The following is a 22,298-nucleotide window of genomic DNA, read 5'->3' as shown; positions in this document are numbered from 1 at the left end:
TCTGTGTAATAAGCCGAGCATCATCAGGTGGCTCAATAGAGCGATAATGTTAAATTCTGTGGATAAAAAACAAGAATTAAATTCTAGTAGAAAACATCAGAAATCAGCAACGAAGTAATAGTCCACTCATCCATTCTAGACGCTAATGGAGAAATTTTCCTCTGCCTCTTCAAAAATGAGGCGGCATTATGGGCCTGTTGAAGCAGGATAGCAAGCGCTTTATTGACAATTTATTTTTGAGTGAAATTGTATTTTTAATAGGGGGTTAAATTTTGGGTGAGATTAAGGTGATTATGTGAATATAAGCCCGTTGAAATATAAAATATTGCTTGCATAAGTGCCAACATCTCCACGCTGGCACTATTTATGACTAACTGTTATTACTAACTGTTATTACTAACTACTCCCTACTTATTACCAACTACTCCTTACCAATTATTCCCACCGACAATACCCCATAACCCTATAACCAAGGTCAGTAGATTTAGTCGATAAAAAGCCAGATTAAAGCATTCTTATTTGCTCAACCAATGCCTTTGATGCTTCCCAATCATATTGTTTGTAAAGACTCCCCAACGTCTGATAAGGAGCACCCACATAAAACAATTCATATTGATGATGCCTTGAAGCACACTCTGACCCAACCGCATCCCACACCAATCTCATCAACCTGACCCTTTCGACAGGGGAAACAATTGACGAATACTGTGTTTTCTCAATTATTTCTAAAATCTCATTATTTTCTAAATCTACCTCGCCTGATGGCAACATCAAAATACCGCCACCAGCCAATTTCCTTATCGTTTCCAATATATTGGGATATATTGACTGCGAGATAACCCGATACGTACAAAGCAGAGTTTTATCCGGCAGATAAAACCCGTTATAAACTTTTGGGCAATGGAGTACGCTATTTAATAATCCCTCAATATTCATTGCATAACAGGCTAACTGTGCAAGTGATTCCTTCACTGCGGGGATCTGGGCAACACCGTTTGTTTCAGCCATAGTTTGAGCCAAACCGGCTAAAAAATGTAATTTGACAGCATAACGGGCCAAACTTTGGATATCCATCATAGTTTCTGCAGCAGTTGAGTCTATTTGCTTGAGGCACATCTCAATGTCTTCGAAGACAAATACCCTTTCCCAAGGCACCAGCACATCATCAAAATAGAGCATTGAATCATTTTCATCAAACCGGGACGATAGTGGATAATCCTTGGGATTTGCGTCTAATTCGTAAGATTTCCTTGAAATGATTTTGATACCTTGCGTATTAAGCGGCATAGCAAAAGAGAGGGCATATCGCTCATCCACTCCCTTTTTAAAGGGAAAATATGTACCAACCAAAACTTCATCTGCCAGAGCTGCTCCCGTTGCCAGCATTTTTGCTCCTCTGACAACAATCCCCTTAGCATTCTTTTCCACCACACCGAGAGTGTGATAAATATTTTTAGTGTGTTCACCAGGTGTTTTTGAGCGGTCACCTTGTGGATTAACCAACGCATAAGTCAAATAAAGATCGTTCTCACTCACATAGGAAAAATAATTCCGCAAAGCATTAGCTCGTTCTTGTGAATAAGATTCAAACAATTCAATATGCGTTATCATTCCTGTAAGAGCCGCTGCGGCATAATCGGGGCTTCTTCCAAGCCAACCAACCGTCTGCTTCGCCCATTCATAAGCAGCATGACCACGAGCAATTAATTTTTCCGGTGTAGACGGCAATTGCCAGTACAGAGCAATCGGCTCACCTGTCCCTGTCTTAAAAGTCATACTGTCGGTATGCTTAACTTTATAATCATACAATTTCGCAACCGACCTAATAGCATTTCTGAACGCAGGATGATCCACATGATTTGTGATCTTCTCCCCATTAATAAAAATGATTCGTCCATCACGCAGATCATCAAGATATCTTTCTCCGGTTCTTATCATCTTTTCTACACTCCTATCCTTAACGACTATTTTTGAAAGGCCAAGAAAAGAAGTTTTTTAATCAGCACCGGCGATTAATAGACAAAGATAATTGTCGCCATTTAAGGCAGATATAACAACAATGCATATACATATCATCAGAATATTACTGAAAATGAAGATCTATTAGTTAATGCTACCGATACCTACAGTGATTATCCTAATACCGCGGGTTTCCAATGATGATCATGGAGATACATTACCTTCCCAGTGCCAACAAAAAAGAACTTACTTTTCAATACACTGGGATATATTCATGTGGATTAGTCAGAAAAGCGATATCAAATTCCGGCATCATAGTGATCATGAATAACAGATAGATTAGTTTAATCACCAGAAGTTATGGTTTTAAGCGAGGTTTATTAAAATTCCATAGATTTAAAATATAGGAAATAAATAATATAGAAAAACAGAATGAAGAGAATTGGAGCGGGAAACGAGACTCGAACTCGCGACCCCAACCTTGGCAAGGTTGTGCTCTACCAACTGAGCTATTCCCGCGTTATGATGGTTAACATGATTAACCTGAGATGCCTGAATGCTGATTTTGAGTTCGGTTAACGATATAAATCGAAAAACCTGCATATCAGGAATGGGCGCCATTATGAACATGTTCAGATAAGATGGCAACCCCTTTGCACCCACCCCCGCGCTAAACGCTCAAAAGATATTCGTCCGAGTTTGATACAAAAAATCCATACCATAACCCCAGTAGTTATCTTGAATACCCAACAGCCAGGAATTAACATTAAATAAACAAATAACCAACATCTAATAAGATTTATGGTTGTCGTAAGTATTTTGTAGAAATAGATTAGCATCGATTTTGGTTGTTACTTAGATGATTATTCTCCTGAGAGAGGGTCAAAAATTATGGCTCGATATTATCAATCTAAATTTGTCACGGGCACTGAAGCGCTGGTTGACCTTCTACTCGCTCAAGCTGAGCTAGATGAAATCCACAATCTCAACACAGCAGGGTTTGTTTCGGGCTATCGTGGTTCACCTTTAGCCCGTTTAGATCAAACATTATGGCAACACAGCAAAGAACTTATCCAAGCCAATATTCGTTTTCAGCCTGCTGTCAATGAAGATCTTGCCGCCAATGCATTGATAGGAACACAAAAAGTCGAAACAGATCCTGACAGGCAGGTTAACGGTGTTTTTGGGATGTGGTACGGCAAAGGGCCTGGCGTAGATCGTTCTGGTGATGCGCTCAAACATGGCAATGCCTACGGTTCCTCTCCGCACGGAGGTGTGCTTGTTATCGCCGGAGACGATCATGGTTGTGTCTCTTCTTCCATGTCCCATCAATCTGATCTCGCAATGATGGCGTGGACTATGCCCATCTTACATCCTGCATCAATTGCTGATTATCGTGATGTCGGCTTATGGGGCTGGGCGGCATCACGTGTAAGTGGCGCATGGTTTGGTTTTAAGGCAATCAGTGAAATTGTGGAAAGCGGTGCTGTCATAGAAAGTAAGCCATTTCCTGATTATAAAATTCCGCAGGTTGATCCTGGCCCTGATGGGCTGCATTGGCGCTGGCCTGATCTTCCCGGCCCACAAATTGAAAAGCGTTTGGCCTATAAACTGAAAGCCGTTGAAAATTTCGCTAAACTTAACCCCATTGATTACCTACTCGCCCCTTGCGAGCATCCACACGCTTTATTGGTTACTGTTGGCAAAGCCCACAAGGATGTTATGGAAGCCCTGCGTGCCGGAGGCTTAACGCCTTCAGAACTGGCCCAGCAAGGCGTTGCCCTTCTCCATGTCCGTTTGGTTTATCCTTTATCGCCGCTTCTCTGCGAACTCGCCACTCAAGTCAGTAATATTTTTGTCATTGAAGAAAAAATAGCCATCGTTGAAATGCTGCTGGCACATCAATTGGTTAAATTACAAAAAAATACCAACCTGATAGGTAAGCATAACCATCTTGGTGAGAAATTGTTGCCCACTGACGTTGAGTTACGCCCCTCACGGGTTGCCGTTCCACTTTCAGGATGGTTACAGCAATTCAATCTATTTCTTTCTGTGCCTCCGGAATGGTCCATAAATCCCATTCAGCACGATACCTCTTTGCCAAAACGCACACCTTATTTCTGCGCTGGATGCCCTCATAGCACTTCAACGCGCTTACCGGAAGGTAGTCAAGCCCAGATTGGCATAGGATGCCATGTCATGGCAGCGTGGATGGATCGCAACACCGGAAGCGGCCTCTTGCCAATGGGGGGAGAAGGTATCGACTGGATAGGACATGCTCCGTTTGTGAATCGCTCCCATGTCTTTCAAAATCTGGGAGATGGCACCTATTTCCATTCTGGTCACTTAGCTATTCGCCAATCAGTCGCCGCTGGGAGCCATATTACTTACAAATTGCTATTCAATGATGCAGTGGCAATGACAGGTGGGCAGCCGCTGGATGGAAATATAACCATATCGCAAATTGTTTCTTTGATGCTGGCAGAAGGTGTGAAAGAAGTGGTTATCGTGACGGATGACCTTGATAAATACAAAGGTAAAAATAGCCTTCCTGCCAATGTGGAACTCTATGAACGGGATTATCTCGAAGATGTGCAAAAACGTCTTCGAGATATCGTTGGCGTAACCATCATCATCTACGATCAAATCTGTGCCACGGAACTACGCCGTAAAAGAAAGCGGGGCTTGATGCCAAAAGTGACAAGCCATGCCGTCATCAATGAATTGGTTTGTGAGGGATGTGGAGACTGTCAAATACAATCGAATTGCCTCGCCGTCATTCCGGTTAAAACGCTTTTAGGCACTAAACGTAAGATAGACCAACATATTTGCAACTCTGATCTCTCTTGCCTGAAAGGATTTTGCCCCAGCTTTATCACTGTTGAGAATGCCAATCCACGGGCAGATCTCAGCAAAATCATCCCGTATACTGAGTTAGACAAAATTATCCACAAATTACCACTACCAACGCTGGCTTCTGCCGAAACACCTTATGAAATACTGTTAGTCGGTATTGGCGGTACAGGAATCATCACCGCAGGGCATCTACTTGCAAATTCGGCACAATTAGATAATTGCTTCGTCAGTTTGCTGAATTTTACTGGTTTTGCTCAAAAGGGAGGGGAAGCCATAGCTCATGTTCGGTTATGCCATGATCAGGACAAACTGCACCAAGTCAGGATCGATCGCGGACGTGCCAATTTGATCATCGCCGCTGATTTAGTGGCAGCAACAGGGCAAAACTCTCTGGAAGTGATGTCGAGGGGATCAACAAAATGCATATTGAACACCCATGAAACCCAAATCGGAACTATGCTTCGCGCTCCTATGCTGGATTTGGATCATCGCAAAATGCTAGATACCCTAAGTCAACACACACAGACATTACGCTCCATTGATGCAGAAATGATGGCTGCCCAGCTGGTTGGTGACAGGGACCAAACAAATATCATATTAATTGGTTATGCCTGGCAGCTCGGCAAAATTCCAATCACATTATCTTCCATTGATAATGTCATTCAAGAACTAGGCTCCTCCGCAGATAATGCCCGACGGGCTTTCTGTATAGGCCGAATCGCAGCAGTACAACCAGATATTCTACAAAAAAACCTCAATATGACTTCGTCAGAAAATATAAAAAGTCTGGACGACCTCATTATGCATCGGTATCAATTTCTAGTGGATTATCAAAATGAAAGATATGCAATGCATTATCTCAGTCGTGTTGCCCAAATCCAGATGGTGGCCCAGCAGATCGATGCAGAAGAAATTACTAAATCCGTTGCTGAAAATTTATTCAAATTGATGGCATATAAAGATGAGTATGAAGTCGCCCGACTCTACGTCAAAACCGATTTTTTCGATAAGCTCCGCTCGCAATTTGATAATACGGATAACATCCGCTTTCACCTCAGCCTTCCGCTCTTTAATCGCAAAGATCCCCGCACAGGCCAACGAGGAAAAAGGGAATATGGCTCATGGATCATTCCTGTATTGCGTTTCCTTGCTGCATGTAAGCCACTGCGTGGTACTGCTTTCGATATTTTTGGCTATCAGGAAGAGCGTAAGCAGGAAAGAAATTTGCTGCTTGAATATGAGCGATTAATTGATGTTTTGATCGAAAAGATAGATCGCTATAATTTGGTAACCTGTCAGCAAATTGCAGAACTTCCCAATCAAGTACGTGGATTTGGTCATGTGAAACAAAAAGCGATAAAAAACATGATGGAACGTAAGGAAACATTGTTGAAAGAATTGCAAAAAGTGATGTGATAATACGTGTTGGACATTATTAATAATAATGTCCAACACTTTTCGGACCTTTTCGAACACCTATCTATATACAAATTTGTTATCCCAAACATCAAGCGATAATCTTTGTACCTATTCTGCTTTTCTTCATAATCCATCATTTCCAGCAATTTTCATTCCTTCCAACTACTCATTCCTTCCAACGACTCATTTTTTCCAATTACTCATTTTTTCCAACTACTATAGTAATCACGTAACCGCTTTGTTATCTGCTCGTCATGACAAGAAAATGCAACTAAATCAGGGGGAGGCGTATAGACAGCATCAATAGATTCAACTTGCGCACGATACTTATTGAGTAAACATTCATGGATTAATTCATTCCACCCCGGTCTAATATTCCAGAGACATTCATAACCCATCGCTACCGTTTGCTGTGCCGCCTCCAAAATGGTCATATCTCGGTCAAGTCCGATTAAGGGTCGACGAATAGGTGTAAAATCCCCTAAGTCAATCTCCAAATTAGGTAGCCCCATGAGTGCATTCGCAGCATAATCCGCCAAAAGCGGGGATTGGTGTAGGCCATCCCGATATGTGCCAGTCACAAGCCACAACCCATCTGTGCCACACTCCCCAATCAATGGAAAACCATCAGCGGAGATGGGCCTATTGCCAACCTGAATTGCAAGAACCTCTGATTCAAACAAATCAACGTTTATCTGATTGTAAGCGCATTCCACAAGGAACTGTATAGTAGCAACTGTTGCATATGCACGAGGTTGATTGGATAAAAGATTGGTCGCGCCGACGTAAAGAACACCATCACCACGCGGAACACAATGTAGCCCGCAAGCAAATGCACGATTAGGTGTACGAATCACTGATGTTGGTAATTCATCGGGATTTTTAACTTTGAGTAAAACAGAAACTCCATAGCCGGCAAAGAGTGGAGGAATTTTCTGCACGATAGAAAGCTGGTCTGATAATATATCGAGAGACTGCACTCCTGCCGCAATAACCACTTTATTTGCAGTAAAGCGCACTCCATCGACAGTTTCAACACCCGTTATGGCTCCATTTTCTGTGAGAACGCGTTTAACATTGTTATCGACGATCTCTCCCCCTTCCCTAAAAAATGCTGCATCCAACATTTCAAGCAATATATGGGAATTAAGGGCATGTTCTTCTGAAATATAAAGTCCTTTTAGCGAACGCATCAAATCATTAGCTTTCATTCCCTTAATCGATTGCGGATCAACAACCTCATAAGGTTCATTATACTCACGAAGAGTACTCTCTATAGCATCATAATTAATACTATCAACGGCAGCCATTCCTGCGGTATTAAGAATGACATGAGTGCCTTTTGCGGTAAACAGAGGGCGGGTATCCCCTGAAGACGCGCCCAAACGCTGCGCCCATATTGACCAGCGATCCTTCGCAATACGATCCATTTTGAGTTTCAATTTTCCATAATCGCTCGCGACAAGCCCGTTGGTCACTTCACCAAAACAACCATTCATTGCCCCTGCGGCTTTTGACGCAGCATTACTACGATCAAGACGTCCCAACCTGCATACTTTCAATTGGCGACTAGCAAGTTCATACGCAATCGAACCTGCAATAGCGCCAGACCCTACAACAATGACATCATAGTTCATTGGCTCTACCTCTTCACATTGATAGATAAATATCCCTAAGAAACTCTTAGAAACAGATTAGAGATGTTTTGCAGACTGTTAGGTTATGGAGAGCGCTTCCGTTATGAGCTTATTTTCACTTTAGGGAGAGCACGACAGATTTGTTTCTTAGAGTGATTATATCGAATGATTTAATCTACCAAAGGATTTTAATATAGGTCAACATCAATATGACGCTTATAGGACAGATATAAATTTATTCATATATTAATTAATGATGTACCACCGAGTATTCATGTGGCAGTTGACCTTGGTGAGATATTTTGAAAACAAAAAAATCGCCGAAAGGCGCTTTTCTGTATGACTTGCAGACTTTGATAAAATCTACCGTCCTGAATTTGGAGCGGGAAACGAGACTCGAACTCGCGACCCCAACCTTGGCAAGGTTGTGCTCTACCAACTGAGCTATTCCCGCATTTATCATGGCTTCTTTCAGCCAATTTTTTCACACCTAAATAACTTTGAATTTGGAGCGGGAAACGAGACTCGAACTCGCGACCCCAACCTTGGCAAGGTTGTGCTCTACCAACTGAGCTATTCCCGCATATATTTGGTGTGTTTGTACTGTTGAAATTCTTCACCGGTACGGGGAGCGCATTATACGAGGAATTATTCTTCTGGCAAGTCCCCAAAACGTAAAAAATTGCGTTTTTTCTCTGATTGATGATTAAATCGGCAAATAATCCGTTTAACCATCAACTCAGAGAACGTTTTATATACAAACTTACGTACAAACTATGTACTAATAGCTATTGCTTATTGCTGGATATGTCTATTTTTGAATAAAGTGTTCACGGTAATACACTAATTCAGCAATGGATTCTCGAATATCATCCAATGCCTGATGAGTATTTTTCTTGCTGAACCCCGACAACATCTCTGGCTTCCAACGACGAGCCAATTCTTTAAGCGTACTGACATCCAAATAACGGTAATGAAAATATTTTTCCAATTCAGGCATATAACGGAATAGGAAACGACGATCCTGCCCTACACTATTACCACAAATTGGTGATTTTCCAGCCGGAATCCATTGTTCCAGAAAAGCAATAGTTGCTCTTTCAGCTTGCGCATCATCAAATTGGCTCTGCTTTACACGTTCCACCAACCCACTGGCGGTATGCGTCCGTACATTCCAATCATCCATTAATGCCAATTGCTCATCCGACTGATGAACCGCAATGACAGGCCCTTCTGCAAGGATATTCAATTCCGAATCGGTAACAATGGTCGCAATTTCGATTATGCGATCGCGCTCGGGATCTAATCCAGTCATCTCTAAATCTATCCAGATAAGATTGTTCTCGCTTTTTGACATGATATATCCTAATTTCCTTCAAAAGAGGTAGTCTGTATCCGTGATGTATCATAACGTTTTTGATCACTCACAGCGATAATCAGCAAGATAAGTGAAAATAAGTGAGGTTCGGTGGCTAAAAGTAAACTTTCCAAAGGGCAACAACGCCGTGTGCAAGCCAATCATCAACGCAAGTTGCATAAAGTTGATACTAATAAACCAGAAATGGATGATAGCCAGTTTGGTGAGCCACAGGAAGGGCTGGTGATCAGCCGATTCGGGCAACATGCCGATATTGAAGCAGCAGATTCTTCCATACAGCGTTGCAATATCCGCAGGACAATACGCTCATTGGTCACAGGGGATCGCGTTGTATGGCGCCCTGCGCTGCAACTCCAGTCTGATGTCAAAGTTAATGGTATCGTAGAAGCGGTTCATGAACGCACTTCCGTACTTACACGTCCCGACTACTATGATGGCATCAAACCAATTGCATCAAATATCGACCAGATCGTGATTGTTTCCGCTATTTTGCCTGAACTCTCATTGAATATTATCGATCGCTATTTAGTCGCATGTGAAACACTCAATATCGAGCCTTTGATCGTACTCAATAAAATCGATCTGTTGGATGCCGAAAGCCGTGAATGGGTCAATGATGTCATGAATATCTACCGCCATATCGGCTACCGCGTACTGGAAGTTTCCAGCTATACTGGTGAAGGTATCCCTGAGCTTACCTCTCTGCTGGCTGACAAAATCAGTGTCTTTGCGGGGCAATCCGGGGTCGGGAAATCCAGCTTGCTCAATACACTGCTCCCTGACAATGAAAAAGTTATTCTGGTCAATAATGTCTCAGATAACTCCGGTCTCGGTCAGCATACTACCACCACCGCACGCCTTTACCATTTCCCACTGGGGGGAGATGTGATCGACTCTCCAGGTGTCCGTGAGTTTGGGTTGTGGCATCTAACGCCAGAACAAGTTACACAAGGCTTTGTCGAATTCCGTGAATATCTGGGAGGATGTAAATTCCGTGATTGCAAACATCAGGATGATCCCGGATGTGCCTTAAGAGAAGCGTTGGAACAGGGTATCATTGCTGAAGAACGTTTCGAACATTATCACCGGATTCTGGAAAGCATGGCACAGGTTAAACCACGCAGAAATTTCACAGACGGTCAAAAATAAGACAATAATTAACGATACCCTGACATTCAAAATAATGGCAGGTACAATAGTCGCCTTTTGTCCAATTTGCCAAGAAAAAATCCAAGAGGTTCACGTGCTGGATAATTTTAAAATCAGGCTACAATATTTACTTCCAAAACAATGCATTACCAACCTAGCAGGTTGGTTTGCCAATAAAAAGGCTGGCTGGCTGACACAACTTGTAATCAAAGCTTTCGCCAAAGCCTATAAAGTGGATATGAATGAAGCCAAAGATCCTTCATTCACCGCTTATTCAACATTCAATGAGTTTTTTGTCCGTCCCCTTAAAGAGGGTATTCGCCCTATTGTCAATGAAGCCCACCAATTGGCTCTGCCAGCAGACGGCACAGTAAGCCAGCTTGGGGCGATCCGCGAAGATCAGATTATTCAGGCCAAAGGCCACTATTACACGATAGAAGCACTACTGGCAGGACAGTATCAACTGGCCGAACAGTTCCGCAATGGTCAATTTATCACGACTTACTTATCGCCAAAGGATTATCATCGTGTTCACATGCCATGTGATGGCGTTCTTAAAGAGATGATTTATGTTCCCGGCGATCTGTTTTCAGTTAATCCATTGACAGCAGCCAATGTACCAAACCTGTTTGCACGTAATGAACGTGTTATCTGTTTATTTGAGACGGCATTCGGGCCAATGGTACAAATTCTGGTTGGTGCTACTATTGTGGGCAGTATTGAAACCGTCTGGAGCGGTTGTGTTACACCTCCGCGTGAAGGGATCATCAAACGCTGGACCTACCCAACAGAGGGCCAGGAAGGTGTGGTTTCCCTCAAAAAAGGAGAGGAAATGGGGCGTTTCAAGCTGGGTTCAACCGTTATCAATCTGTTTGCTGCTAATCAGATTAGTTTTGCCAACAACTTATACAGCGGTTCACAAACCCTCATGGGAACCATGATGGCGCAAGCCATCACATCGGAAGAACCCTCAGTGAATATTGATGAATCAATGAATAAAGATATCGTCAGCTAATTTTAGATCCATGGAGCCCCTTATTGTGCGCCTGATTATCAGTTTACTGTTCAGTCTTTTAATTGCGAATTCGGCTTTTGCCTCTGTAATGCCGTTGGACGAAAACCAACTGAAGCAAGAGTTGAAAAAAGTTGAAGACAGCAAAAAACCAGAAGATTCTGAAATCGCTCAAACAATTCGAGGGGCTATAAATTGGGTTAGCAAGACCAACATTTCCAATGTGAAGGCTCAAAACTATCAAAAAACGATTAATGAATTTCCTAATATCACCAAAAAATTACGTCAGGAAATTCTTGCTGAAAGCAATACCAACATATCCATCCCAACCAATCAGACTATCAGCCAGTTAGATCAGCAAATCACCCAGACAAATAACGAATTACAGCAGCAAGAACTCCAATTACAGCAAGAACTGGACGAAGCCCAAAAAATCAGTGATTTCATAAATCAATTGCCTGAACAACAAACTGAGGCAAAGCGTTTGCAGGCTGAAGCGGCTTCCCGGCTTCAGTCTCTGAGCTCACCTTCCACGCCACTGGCCATTGCGCAGCTGAAACTGGCTCAAGCAGAAGTCGAGGCCCATAACGCTATAATCAATGAGCTGAGGATAGCTCAACTTTCTGTCAATAATCGTCAGAAAATTGTGCACATGCGCGCCGATTTATTCAAAAAACGCTCTCAACGACTGGAGACTAAACTCCAGCAATTGCGCGATCAGTTAAATATTCAACATCAGAAGAAAACGGAATTTGACTTAGAGCATACAGAAATGCTGGCAGAACAGAGCGGAGAAAACATTCCAGAATTCTTGCAGAATGGAATCCTGGAAAACCGCCAATTGTTACAAAGAACTGAGCAGCAAAGGAAGAGCTTGGATGACATTCGCTCACAACAACGTCATATAGCCAATTCTATTCTGAAACTTCACAAAATACTCAACACAATCCGTGAACAGGCACAATGGCTAAGCTCTTCCGCTGCACTTAGCGAAGCTTTGAGAGCTCAAATCGCTTCTATCCCCAAAATGCAAAAAATCCAGCAAATTGACAAAGTGATTGCCGAATTGCGTCTCAGCAGACTGAAATATGAAGACATGCGGGAAGACATACAATCCTCACAATTATTTTCCTGGCAGACATTACCTTCATATAATTCACTGACGCCAAAACAAAAGGAAGCCTATAGCTCATCTATACTCAAGCAGGAAAAGCTATTAACTTCTCTACTCTCAGTATATGACAATAAAATACTGGAACTGACAAACCTCAAGGTAAACACCAGCCAATTAAATGATGCTTTAAAAGAAGTAAATGATGTTACCCACCGCTATCTGTTCTGGGTCGTAAATGTCGATCCCATATCGCTGAATTATCCGCTACTGGTAGTACAAGATCTGACACGCCTACTGTCTCTGGATACGTTCTCACAGTTAGGTTACGCAATCCTCAACATGTTGACCACGCAGAATACTCTGCTTTATTTGCTAGGCACTTTGCTACTGGTCTGTTTCAGTATTAGCTCACACCGCCAATATCATGCTTTTCTTGAGCGTTCCAGCAATCGCATTGGCAAAGTAACACAAGATCATTTTTCTCTGACGGTGCAAACAGTTTTTTGGTCTATCGTCGCGGCATCACCGCTACCCATGCTCTGGTCAGCCATTGGCTACGGCCTGCAAAATGCGTGGCAATACCCGATAGCTGTAGCAATAGGCGACGGTATAAGTGCAACAACTCCGATTTTGTGGGTCTTTATGCTCAGCGCAGCATTTGCCCATCCCAATGGTTTATTTATCGCACATTTTCGCTGGCCGGAAGAACGTATAAAGCGGGCTATGCGTTTCTATCGTCTTTCCATTTTCCTGATCGTGCCTCTTATGATGGCAGTGATCGCCTTTAATTATTACGACGATTCAAAATTTATCCCAACTCTCGGCAGGCTGTGTTTTGTCATGCTGTGTATTGCACTGAGTTTAGTCACCAACAGCTTAAAGCGTGCCGGCGTTCCACTCTATATGGACAAACATGGTTCAGGCGAAAATATCGTTAGTTCTGTTCTATGGTGGATTCTGCTCTTTGCTCCAATCCTGGCAGCACTTGCTTCGATCCTTGGTTATCTGCGAACCTCGCAAGCACTATTGGTGCGTCTGGAAACTTCTGTCGCCATCTGGTTCTTCTTGCTGGTCATTTACCATATTGTCCGTCGGTGGATGCTGATCCAGCGCCGCAAAATCGCTTTTGAACGGGCAAAACAACGCCGTGCGGAGATATTGGCCCAGCGTGCTAAAAGTGAAGAAGATTCAACCAACATTAATAGTAGTGTAGAGGGTTCAATCGAAGTTGAGGAACCAGTCATTGATTTGGATGCCATCAGCGCTAAATCATTAGGATTGGTGCGTTCAATTCTGGCAATGGTTGCGCTAGTTTCTCTGATCCTATTGTGGTCTGAGTTACATTCGGCCTTCTCTTTCCTTGAAAATATTCGGCTCTGGAACGTCAGTACAACCATCAACGGTGTTAATAGCATTCAACCAATAACTGTAGGCTCAGTGTTAATTGCAATTTTAGTTATTGTCATTACTACGCAACTTGTCCGTAATTTGCCAGCCCTGTTGGAGCTTGCTCTATTACAACATCTGGTGCTGACACCAGGAACAGGTTATGCCATTACGACACTGACCAAATACAGCATTACGCTCATTGGTGGTTTGGTTGGTTTCTCTCTGGTGGGGATTGAGTGGTCGAAGCTACAATGGCTGGTTGCTGCAATGGGGGTTGGGCTTGGTTTTGGCTTGCAGGAAATTTTCGCCAATATCATTTCCGGACTGATCATCTTATTTGAAAAACCGATCCGCATTGGTGATACCGTGACTATCCGTAATCTGACAGGCAGCATCACAAAAATCAATACGCGGGCAACAACGCTGTCTGACTGGGATAGGAAAGAGATTATCGTTCCCAATAGGGCATTTATTACAGAGCAATTCATCAACTGGTCACTGTCTGACACGATTACTCGTATCGTCCTGACGATCCCAGTGCCGGCTGATATTGACTCTATCCGTGCCACCGACATATTAACGACCGCAGCCAAAAGCTCACCATTAATTCTTGATAACCCAATGCCGGAAGTATATTTAGTGGATTTACAACAAGGCATTCAAATTTATGAACTGCGTGCCTACGCCGCAGAGATGGGGCATCGTATGCCTGCCCGTCATGAAGTACATCAACACATTTTGCAGGAATTCCGCAAACACAATATCACTTTACCATTCCCACCGTTTCAGGCTCGTGTTGATATTTTTGGGCAAGAAATTCGCAGTGCTACAACTAATTCCACAGGTCGTAATCCCCCACGTAAACCGGGAGAACTGTAATCTTACACCAACATGACCAGACGCATACCTTTTCAGTGACGCATTCCGATTGCAAGCCGATTCATTCCATTCATAAGCGCAATAGCAAAGGTCAAATCAGAAATTTCCTGATCCGTGAAATAATCTTTCAAGGGAAAATAAGCATAATCGTCTGCGTGTGTTGTCACAATATGAGTAAGAGCTTCCGCCCATTCTAACGCTGCCTTTTCACGGGGACTAAACTGACCGCTTACTCGCCATCCGGCTAATTCAGCTAATCGACGTTCTGTTTCTTGGTGTTCCCGCAAAGCTTGAGAATGTTTATTTAAACAGAACGAACACCCATTGATTTGAGATACTCGCAAATAAATCAGTTCAATCAACGGTAAATCTAGCGAGCTTTTTTCCAACCCTTCTTTTACCGCACGGAACCCCTGCAATAGTTCTGGAGATAAATTGTAGTAAGCAAGACGTAAATCATTCATAAATAATATCCCTTATCTTAAAATCGCAAGAACTATATTCCAGATAAATTATTTATGCAAAGGACATAATTATTTTTTCTAAAAAAATTATTTTCTCAAAAAGAAATCAATGAAATAAATTAATAAAGATCAAAAAACGCCACTAAAGGAATAAGTGGCGTTTATATTACATGGAAAACTAAATTTCTAATTTATATTATACCTTGGTACATTAAGACATTTTTTTTGGATCTGTACCATAATCATTATCGCCAGTTGTTCCTCTTGTGCAGTAAAATATAAATAAAATAATACTGACAAATGGAATCAGAGATATTAATAACCACCAACCAGAATGGTTAGTATCATGTAAACGGCGTACTGTTACTGCAAAGATTGGAATAAAAGTAACAAGAATATACACACCAAGCAATAACACACTGGCAGTTTCACTAATTGCTGAACCCAATACTGCTAAGGCTACAACTATAATTATGTGGAATAAAGAAAACATCCAATATTCTTTACGACGAGCACGCCCTGAAAATTCAGCATAATTTTTAAAAACACTAAAATACCAATTCATAATATCACTTGATTGAAGTTAATTTATGTAAAAAGAGAGCAAACTATAAAGGATGACGAATCTTACACTTACTTACCTTTTAAAGTCCATGATCTATTATTAGTTGGTTAATATTTCCTTATTTATGCCATTATTAGATAATGAATTAAAAAACACTTACAAATGCAAAATTAAAAATAAAAACAACATAAATATCTTTAACACATATCAAAGTTACGTATAAATCGATCAGGAAAATAAAACCAATTATTCTATTATAAATCTAGGTTAGATTACGATTTATTTTCATAAAAGTAATTAATTATGTTATTTATGAAAAACTATTAGTATAAATATGAAAATATCTATTTTATCCTGCATGAAGTGGAATCCTCGAAAAATAACTAACTATTATGTGACTGGGATAACACCTATCAATGTATAAAAAAACAGCATCACACCGGATGCTGTTTTCAAACAATTATTCAGACTATTAGCTTCAAATAGCTTCCAATTTGATACATTTTCCGCAAATAACAAGAAACAGAATCATCAGCATTGGAACCAATAACTTCCATATCAGGTAGAATGTCTTTCAAGCGCTGGTGTGCTCCCTGCATAATGCAGCCTTTACCTGCCACACTCAACATTTCCCGATCATTCATACCATCGCCAAAAGCAATGCAGTCATTCAATTGGTATCCAATCGATTGACAAACCTGCTCCAACGCATGACCTTTAGAAACACCACCAGCCATCACTTCCAAGCAATTTCTCAGTGAAAAGCTAACATTGACCCTTGCCCCCCAACGCGCTTTAATTCTCTCTTCCAAATCCACCAAATAATCATGATCTTCACTGGTGTAATAAACCTTGCACACGCCATCAGTGAGAAAATTATCGCGTTGAAAAAGCTGGTAATGGAAAATTGACTCCTGAAAAAATTCTTCCTGTTCAGGAGATTCCCTATTCATTAACCAATCATCGTTATTGAAGTAATTTGTCAGGATATTGGGATTATTAAACTCCAATAAACATAAATCATGGGCAATCTCAGGATCTAAGTTATGGCTGAATACTAATTCATCCTGAATATTGTGAACTCTTGCACCGTTAGATGTGATCATATAAGCATCAATGCCCAATCCATCACGGATCTGCCCCACATCAACATGATGGCGACCTGTTGCGAAAATAAAATGAATTCCTTGCTCCGTCAGCAAGTTCAGCGTTTCCTTGGTATACGGAGTTAATTTATGGTCGGGAGACAACAAAGTGCCATCTAAATCTGAAGCAATAACATGGTACATGATTATGGTTCCTAAACTAGATCAGTTCTGGTCAAAAAAATCACAAATTGCATTGAGAGCCTGCGCCCGCAATGCATCTTCTTCGAACAGGATTTCGTGATGAGCCCCTTGGATAATTAGAGGATTTTGTTCTTCTTTTCCTGTTTCTGCTTTTTGGCGTGACTCACAAAAAGCCAATAGCTCCCGATTACTCACTATTTTATCTTCACTCGCTTGCAAAACCATGAGTGGGTTCTGAATTTTACCCGCATTTTCAATCAGATTATCCCCCATCAGCATACTTTCACGCATCCAATGATAAGTCGGCCCTCCAAGGCGCAATTCAGGATAATCAGCACAGTAACGCAAATAACGCTGGTAACGCGCATAGCTGTGCGTTAATAAATTGATAAAATAAGGCAATGGTTGCCATTGCCCCGTAGATAGAGCATAAGCGGTACGCTTTTTGAAATAAGGTTCCGCCTGATTAACCAGAATATTGGCCAACCAACGAGGCATCGGTAAATAAATGCCAAACATCGGTGCACATAGCGCCACAGCACGAAAAATCGGCTCTTGGTAACGCATCAGAAAACGACTCAAAATCGCACCGCCCATCGAATGGGCCAGTGCATAACAGCGATGAGACTGACGGGGAGCCACTTCAAGATCAATAAATTTAGCTAAGTCATCCACATAATGATCGAATTCTTCGACATGACCTTTTTGTCGATCATCCAACATTCTCCCAGAACGGCCTTGCCCGCGATGGTCAATAATGAAAATATCGTAACCCAAGTGATAAAAATCGTAAGCCACTTCAGGATATTTCACATAGCTTTCACTTCGGCCGGGCAAAATCACGAGTGTTTTATCGTGGTGGGGGGAACAAAAGGAGACATAATGGATGGGAACATCATCAACCCCTATAAATTTCCTTTCTTCCCTCGTTAGCCAAAAATCCAGTAATAGTCCATTTGTAAAGGCAGAGAACTGAGGTTCACGGTTTAACCAGCTTGCTTTCAATATCTCAGGCACCATTCATCATCCTCTGTTATTATCCTTTAGTTACTCAAATCCTTCAAAATGCTCACTGATCAACGTCATAAATGCATCTCCAAAACGTTCCAATTTCCGCTGCCCAACACCATTAATCAACAAAAGTTCCTCTGGTGTTATTGGACACTGTTCTGCCATCTCAATTAACGTGACGTCATTGAAAACGACAAAGGGTGGAATGTTGTTTTCATCAGCAATGGATTTACGTAATTTGCGTAATTTGGCAAATAATTTGCGATCATAGTTCCCACTGTATGATTTGTTTTGCTGATTACGGCTTTTCAAGTTCTGGATGCGTGGTACGGCAAGTTGTAGAGGCACTTCGCCACGCAATACAGGCCGTGCAGCCTCAGTCAGTTGCAGCGCAGAATAGTTGGCGATGTTTTGACTAATCAACCCCAAGTGAATGAGCTGACGCAAGACACTCATCCAATGTTCCTGACCTTGCTCTTTACCAATGCCATAAACAGGTAATTTATCGTGCCCAAAATCTCTAATGCGTTGATTATTTGCGCCGCGTAGCACTTCTACAATATAGCCAATCCCAAAACGTTGTCCAACGCGATAGATGCAGGATAGCGCTTTCTGTGCCTCCACCAGACCATCGTAGCGCTTGGGGGGATCAAGGCAAATATCACAATTGCCACAAGCTGTTTGGCGGCTTTCCCCGAAATAATTCAGCAATACTAAACGCCGGCAAGTCTGTGCCTCTGCAAATGCACCCATGGCATTGAGTTTATGTCGTTCAATGTCCTGTTGTTCACCAGCGGCTTTTTCTTCCAAGCAGCGACGCAGCCACGCCATATCCGCAGGATCGTAAAATAATACTGCTTCTGCTGGTAAGCTATCTCGCCCGGCCCGACCAGTTTCTTGATAATAAGATTCAATATTGCGGGGTATATCAAAGTGCACAACAAAGCGCACATTAGGTTTGTTAATCCCCATCCCAAATGCTACGGTTGCCACAACAACCTGCAAATCATCTCGCTGAAAAGCATCCTGTACCCATGCACGTTGGTTGTTTTCCAGCCCTGCATGATAAGGTGCAACACTTAACCCCCGCTTTTGCAAACGCTCCGCAGTCTCTTCCACTTTAGTGCGACTATTACAGTAAATAATTCCGCTTTTTCCCTGCTGACTACGGACAAATAACCAAAGCTGATCAAGCGGTTTGTATTTCTCCACTAACGTGTAGCGAATGTTGGGACGATCAAAGCTGCTGATATGGATAATCGGCTCATGCAACTCTAATAAACGTACAATATCCTGGCGGGTGGTTTTATCTGCCGTCGCCGTTAGTGCAATCACAGGAAGATCGGGAAAATGGCGGTGAAGTTGCCCTAACGCTCGATATTCTGGACGAAAATCATGTCCCCATTGAGAAATACAATGGGCTTCATCAACAGCCAGTAAAGCAGGTTGCCAATGGTGAAGTTGATCAAGAAAGTTATCCGTTACCAACCGTTCAGGGGCAATATAGAGCAGCTTGATGATCCCTTGACGGCAACGTTGGATGATATCAAATTGCTGTTCACGGCTCTGGGTTGAGTTCAGACATTCCGCTTCAACTCCATTCGCACGTAGCTGATCAACCTGATCTTTCATCAATGAGATTAATGGAGACACAACCAGAGTCAGCCCATTTTTAACCAATGCGGGAATCTGGTAACACAGCGATTTACCGCCTCCCGTTGGCATAATTACCAGACAATCTCGCCCGTCAAGAACGGCGTCGATAACCTGCTGCTGTCCCGGACGAAATTGCTGGTATCCGAATGTTTTTCGTAATGCTTGTTCAGCCAGCGATGCCGTGCTGATGAGTTCTGCGGTAGACACGCCTTTCCTCGATCGTTAGAAGCTAATCCCTGAAAAAGCCTAAAAATCAGGCTATAAAAAATACAGCTGCGATCCAATCGCCTGTATATTATGCGATCTCACTGTAAGAGTAGTGACAGTATAAAGAGTAGTTACAGTATAAAAAGCAGTTACAGTATAAAAAGCAGTTACAGCATATCGTTCAGCATGACACCGATACCAAAACGGGTCTGCTTGAAATTGTAGTCAATCATCGATTCGCCATAACCGCTGAAAAACTGGGTATAAACACGAACATGTTTTGATATTGGATAACTCCAACCCAGCTCTCCACTACCATAACCACGGTTCCAGTTATAGCGCCCTTGAGCGGTAAATACACTATCTCCCCAGGTATAGCCCACTTTCAGTCGGTAATATCCCATATAGCGGTTCATGTCCAAGTTATCGTCACGACGGGAGCTTTCAGGCAGCCGATACCACGATTTCAAATCCACCTGCCAATTGCCATTCTGTGCCATGAAACGCGAGTAAAGCCGATTCCAGCTACGGGAAGTCGCTTCTGGTTGCCCGTTTGATTGATGATTAAATCCGGCCTCAATTTCCCTTAAGTGCCAACCAGCAAATTCATAGTCAGTTAGCCATGCCAGAAAGAGTTGTGGTTCATAATTCGTTTCACGAAACGGAGACGATTCCGGTTTATTACTGAGCTGCCACCATGAACGCTGTGTATAAGAAGCGCCAAGCAACGAGTTCTCTCCAGCAATTCCCCGCCATAATGGAAAGCCAAAACTTATCTGAAAAATGACTTCATCTTTGCGGGCGTGATCTGCCCAATTATAGCTATGAATCGCCGATTTATTAATATGGCTCCCGTAAGTATAAATAATGTAATTCGTATCATAGGGATAGAGCATTAACGTAGACTCTTGCTCGCCCAACATCATCGAGAGCACGCTCCCTCTCACTTCACCAACCTGATTGTCTGCTGCATGAGCCAATGGCGATAATAAACCGATAATAACCAGTATATTCCATAACAAGCGCATTTCTGGTTTTCCTATTGTGGTAATTTCAAACTAAAAAATCACTACTTATTCTACACACTATATGGTTATTTTTTGTAGTCTGTTTTTTTCTATGAATTGTTTTTCGAAGTGCTTCACAGACTGGCAAAGTCGATAACGAAAGCATAAACTTAACAAGTTATTAACTATAAAGATCCATTTAATATCAGTCGGTTTTACTTTTCATTATCAGGAAATCCACCATGGAAAATATACAGCAAACAGACACAACCTTAACTCCAGAAGAAGCCCGTAAATTTATTGGTGAAGTGTTTGTTTACCACATGCCATTCAACCAGCTATTAGGTCTCGAACTGCTCCGCTTCGAACAAGACTACGTAGAATTGCAATTTCGCTATCAGGAAAAATTAGTCGGTAATATGATGCATAAAATTCTGCACGGTGGTGCGATCGCTTCCATATTAGATGTTGCAGGAGGGCTGGTTTGTGCAGGCAATGCACTGACAGTAATTGAAACGCTCACAATCTCAGAGATCCAAAAACGTCTTACGACATTGGGTACTATTGATTTGCGTGTGGATTACCTGAGACCCGGACGTGGTGAAATATTTACCGCCAGTTGTAACATTATTCGCGCTGGCAATAAAGTCTCTGTCGCCAGAATTGAATTACATAATGAGAAACAAGTGCATATTGCCAGTGCAGTAGGAACTTATTTGGTTGGTTGATGTTTTTTAATAATTCCAAAACATTAATATCCACCAAATACCAATACCCAAAAATTTGCTCGGCGGCCCATTGGCTGGGCGATGTCTTTCTCTCCGAACTTGAGTTGACAAAGAAAGCATTATAAATGGCGTTTGAATCAACATTAAGGATCATCGCGAGGAAGGCATCACCATGAGAGACGGGTATGTACTGAATATTTTGGGATAATGGCATCAATCAGTCGGGGTAATCTGACTTCATGACAGGAAGCCGCGATAAGGCCAAGGTGATCAAGACGTTTAATGGCAGGTTCTGGCGCGGGCATATTGATTTACCGGCAAATAAAAGTAATAGATCAAAACGAGCGATCACCATCAATTCCATCGGGACAACAAATACATAAAATATGCGTAATATCACACTATTTCTAAATCAGAAATGAAGTGCGGAATGACGGAATTATCGATATAAGCCAGCATAAATAAACCAATCACAAAAACATTCACAACACCTATTAACAGCTCTCCACTTTGGGTATATGATGCCCAATTATAATAAACAAACTTCCAATAGCAGCTAAGCTGAACCTATCTTAACCC

Annotated in this window: 14 protein-coding genes, 3 tRNA genes and 1 pseudogene; 5 read left to right on the top strand and 13 right to left on the bottom strand. The window is 42.1% G+C overall.

Features of this window, described 5'->3' with window-relative positions; translation table 11 throughout:
- Positions 1-504: 504 nt before the first annotated feature.
- Positions 505-1,938 carry a 4-hydroxyphenylacetate 3-hydroxylase family protein gene (locus tag PSI23_RS01200; RefSeq protein WP_273553348.1) on the bottom strand — a complete coding sequence of 478 codons (1,434 nt, stop codon included), beginning with the start codon at positions 1,936-1,938 and terminating at the stop codon, positions 505-507.
- A 464-nt stretch (positions 1,939-2,402) separates the two neighbouring features.
- Positions 2,403-2,478, bottom strand: a tRNA-Gly gene (locus tag PSI23_RS01195).
- 372 nt (positions 2,479-2,850) lie between these two features.
- On the opposite strand from PSI23_RS01195, the gene PSI23_RS01190 reads away from it, so the two are divergent.
- On the top strand, positions 2,851-6,231 hold the full coding sequence (locus PSI23_RS01190) for an indolepyruvate ferredoxin oxidoreductase family protein (RefSeq protein WP_273553347.1): 3,381 nt from the start codon (positions 2,851-2,853) through the stop codon (positions 6,229-6,231).
- A gap of 203 nt (positions 6,232-6,434) precedes the next feature.
- Here PSI23_RS01190 and PSI23_RS01185 read toward each other — a convergent pair whose 3' ends face one another.
- The 4 genes from PSI23_RS01185 to orn form a co-directional block, all read right to left on the bottom strand.
- Positions 6,435-7,871 carry an NAD(P)/FAD-dependent oxidoreductase gene (locus tag PSI23_RS01185; protein WP_273553346.1) on the bottom strand — a complete coding sequence of 479 codons (1,437 nt, stop codon included), beginning with the start codon at positions 7,869-7,871 and terminating at the stop codon, positions 6,435-6,437.
- 378 nt (positions 7,872-8,249) lie between these two features.
- Positions 8,250-8,325 (bottom strand) — tRNA-Gly (locus tag PSI23_RS01180).
- Between the two features lie 53 nt (positions 8,326-8,378).
- Positions 8,379-8,454, bottom strand: a tRNA-Gly gene (locus tag PSI23_RS01175).
- A 228-nt stretch (positions 8,455-8,682) separates the two neighbouring features.
- The gene (gene orn, locus PSI23_RS01170; protein ID WP_273553345.1) at positions 8,683-9,228 is read right to left on the bottom strand and encodes an oligoribonuclease; all 546 of its coding nucleotides are present in this window, start codon (positions 9,226-9,228) and stop codon (positions 8,683-8,685) included.
- 111 nt (positions 9,229-9,339) lie between these two features.
- Between orn and rsgA the strand changes: the two genes are divergently transcribed.
- The 3 genes from rsgA (at position 9,340) to mscM (ending at position 14,792) form a co-directional block, all read left to right on the top strand.
- On the top strand, positions 9,340-10,398 hold the full coding sequence (gene rsgA / locus PSI23_RS01165) for a small ribosomal subunit biogenesis GTPase RsgA (RefSeq protein ID WP_273553344.1): 1,059 nt from the start codon (positions 9,340-9,342) through the stop codon (positions 10,396-10,398).
- Between the two features lie 94 nt (positions 10,399-10,492).
- Positions 10,493-11,413 carry an archaetidylserine decarboxylase gene (gene asd, locus PSI23_RS01160; RefSeq protein ID WP_273553343.1) on the top strand — a complete coding sequence of 307 codons (921 nt, stop codon included), beginning with the start codon at positions 10,493-10,495 and terminating at the stop codon, positions 11,411-11,413.
- Between the two features lie 25 nt (positions 11,414-11,438).
- Positions 11,439-14,792 (top strand): miniconductance mechanosensitive channel MscM, encoded by a 3,354-nt coding sequence (mscM, locus tag PSI23_RS01155; RefSeq protein ID WP_273553342.1) that lies wholly within the window; start codon positions 11,439-11,441, stop codon positions 14,790-14,792.
- 32 nt (positions 14,793-14,824) lie between these two features.
- On the opposite strand, the gene PSI23_RS01150 is transcribed toward mscM, so the two are convergent.
- The 6 genes from PSI23_RS01150 to pldA all read right to left on the bottom strand — a co-directional run bounded on the left by PSI23_RS01150 (position 14,825) and on the right by pldA (position 21,012).
- Positions 14,825-15,256, bottom strand: a complete 432-nt coding sequence (locus PSI23_RS01150; protein WP_273553341.1) for a carboxymuconolactone decarboxylase family protein — start codon at positions 15,254-15,256, stop codon at positions 14,825-14,827.
- Positions 15,257-15,467: 211 nt separating this feature from the next.
- Positions 15,468-15,821 carry a DUF805 domain-containing protein gene (locus PSI23_RS01145; RefSeq protein WP_273553340.1) on the bottom strand — a complete coding sequence of 118 codons (354 nt, stop codon included), beginning with the start codon at positions 15,819-15,821 and terminating at the stop codon, positions 15,468-15,470.
- Between the two features lie 464 nt (positions 15,822-16,285).
- Positions 16,286-17,110, bottom strand: a complete 825-nt coding sequence (gene yigL, locus PSI23_RS01140; protein WP_273553339.1) for a sugar/pyridoxal phosphate phosphatase YigL — start codon at positions 17,108-17,110, stop codon at positions 16,286-16,288.
- Between the two features lie 21 nt (positions 17,111-17,131).
- Complete coding sequence (pldB, locus tag PSI23_RS01135; RefSeq protein ID WP_273553338.1) at positions 17,132-18,130, bottom strand: lysophospholipase L2; 999 nt, start codon at positions 18,128-18,130, stop codon at positions 17,132-17,134.
- Positions 18,131-18,157: 27 nt separating this feature from the next.
- Positions 18,158-19,984: an ATP-dependent DNA helicase RecQ gene (recQ, locus tag PSI23_RS01130; protein WP_273553337.1), complete on the bottom strand. Its 1,827-nt coding sequence runs from the start codon at positions 19,982-19,984 to the stop codon at positions 18,158-18,160.
- A 167-nt stretch (positions 19,985-20,151) separates the two neighbouring features.
- Positions 20,152-21,012, bottom strand: a complete 861-nt coding sequence (gene pldA / locus PSI23_RS01125; protein WP_273553336.1) for a phospholipase A — start codon at positions 21,010-21,012, stop codon at positions 20,152-20,154.
- A 221-nt stretch (positions 21,013-21,233) separates the two neighbouring features.
- Here pldA and PSI23_RS01120 point away from each other — a divergent pair, with 221 nt between their 5' ends.
- Positions 21,234-21,719 carry a thioesterase family protein gene (locus PSI23_RS01120; protein WP_273553335.1) on the top strand — a complete coding sequence of 162 codons (486 nt, stop codon included), beginning with the start codon at positions 21,234-21,236 and terminating at the stop codon, positions 21,717-21,719.
- Between the two features lie 142 nt (positions 21,720-21,861).
- Here the strand turns inward: PSI23_RS01120 and PSI23_RS01115 are convergent.
- Positions 21,862-22,024: pseudogene (locus tag PSI23_RS01115) on the bottom strand (DUF4277 domain-containing protein); the annotation flags it as partial.
- Positions 22,025-22,298: the final 274 nt, after the last annotated feature.

Origin of the sequence: Xenorhabdus yunnanensis (assembly GCF_028598805.1) — a bacterium.
In the GTDB taxonomy this organism is placed as follows: domain Bacteria; phylum Pseudomonadota; class Gammaproteobacteria; order Enterobacterales; family Enterobacteriaceae; genus Xenorhabdus; species Xenorhabdus yunnanensis.
Note: the sequence above shows the minus strand (reverse complement) of the source record. Positions and strands in the feature narration are given on the sequence as shown.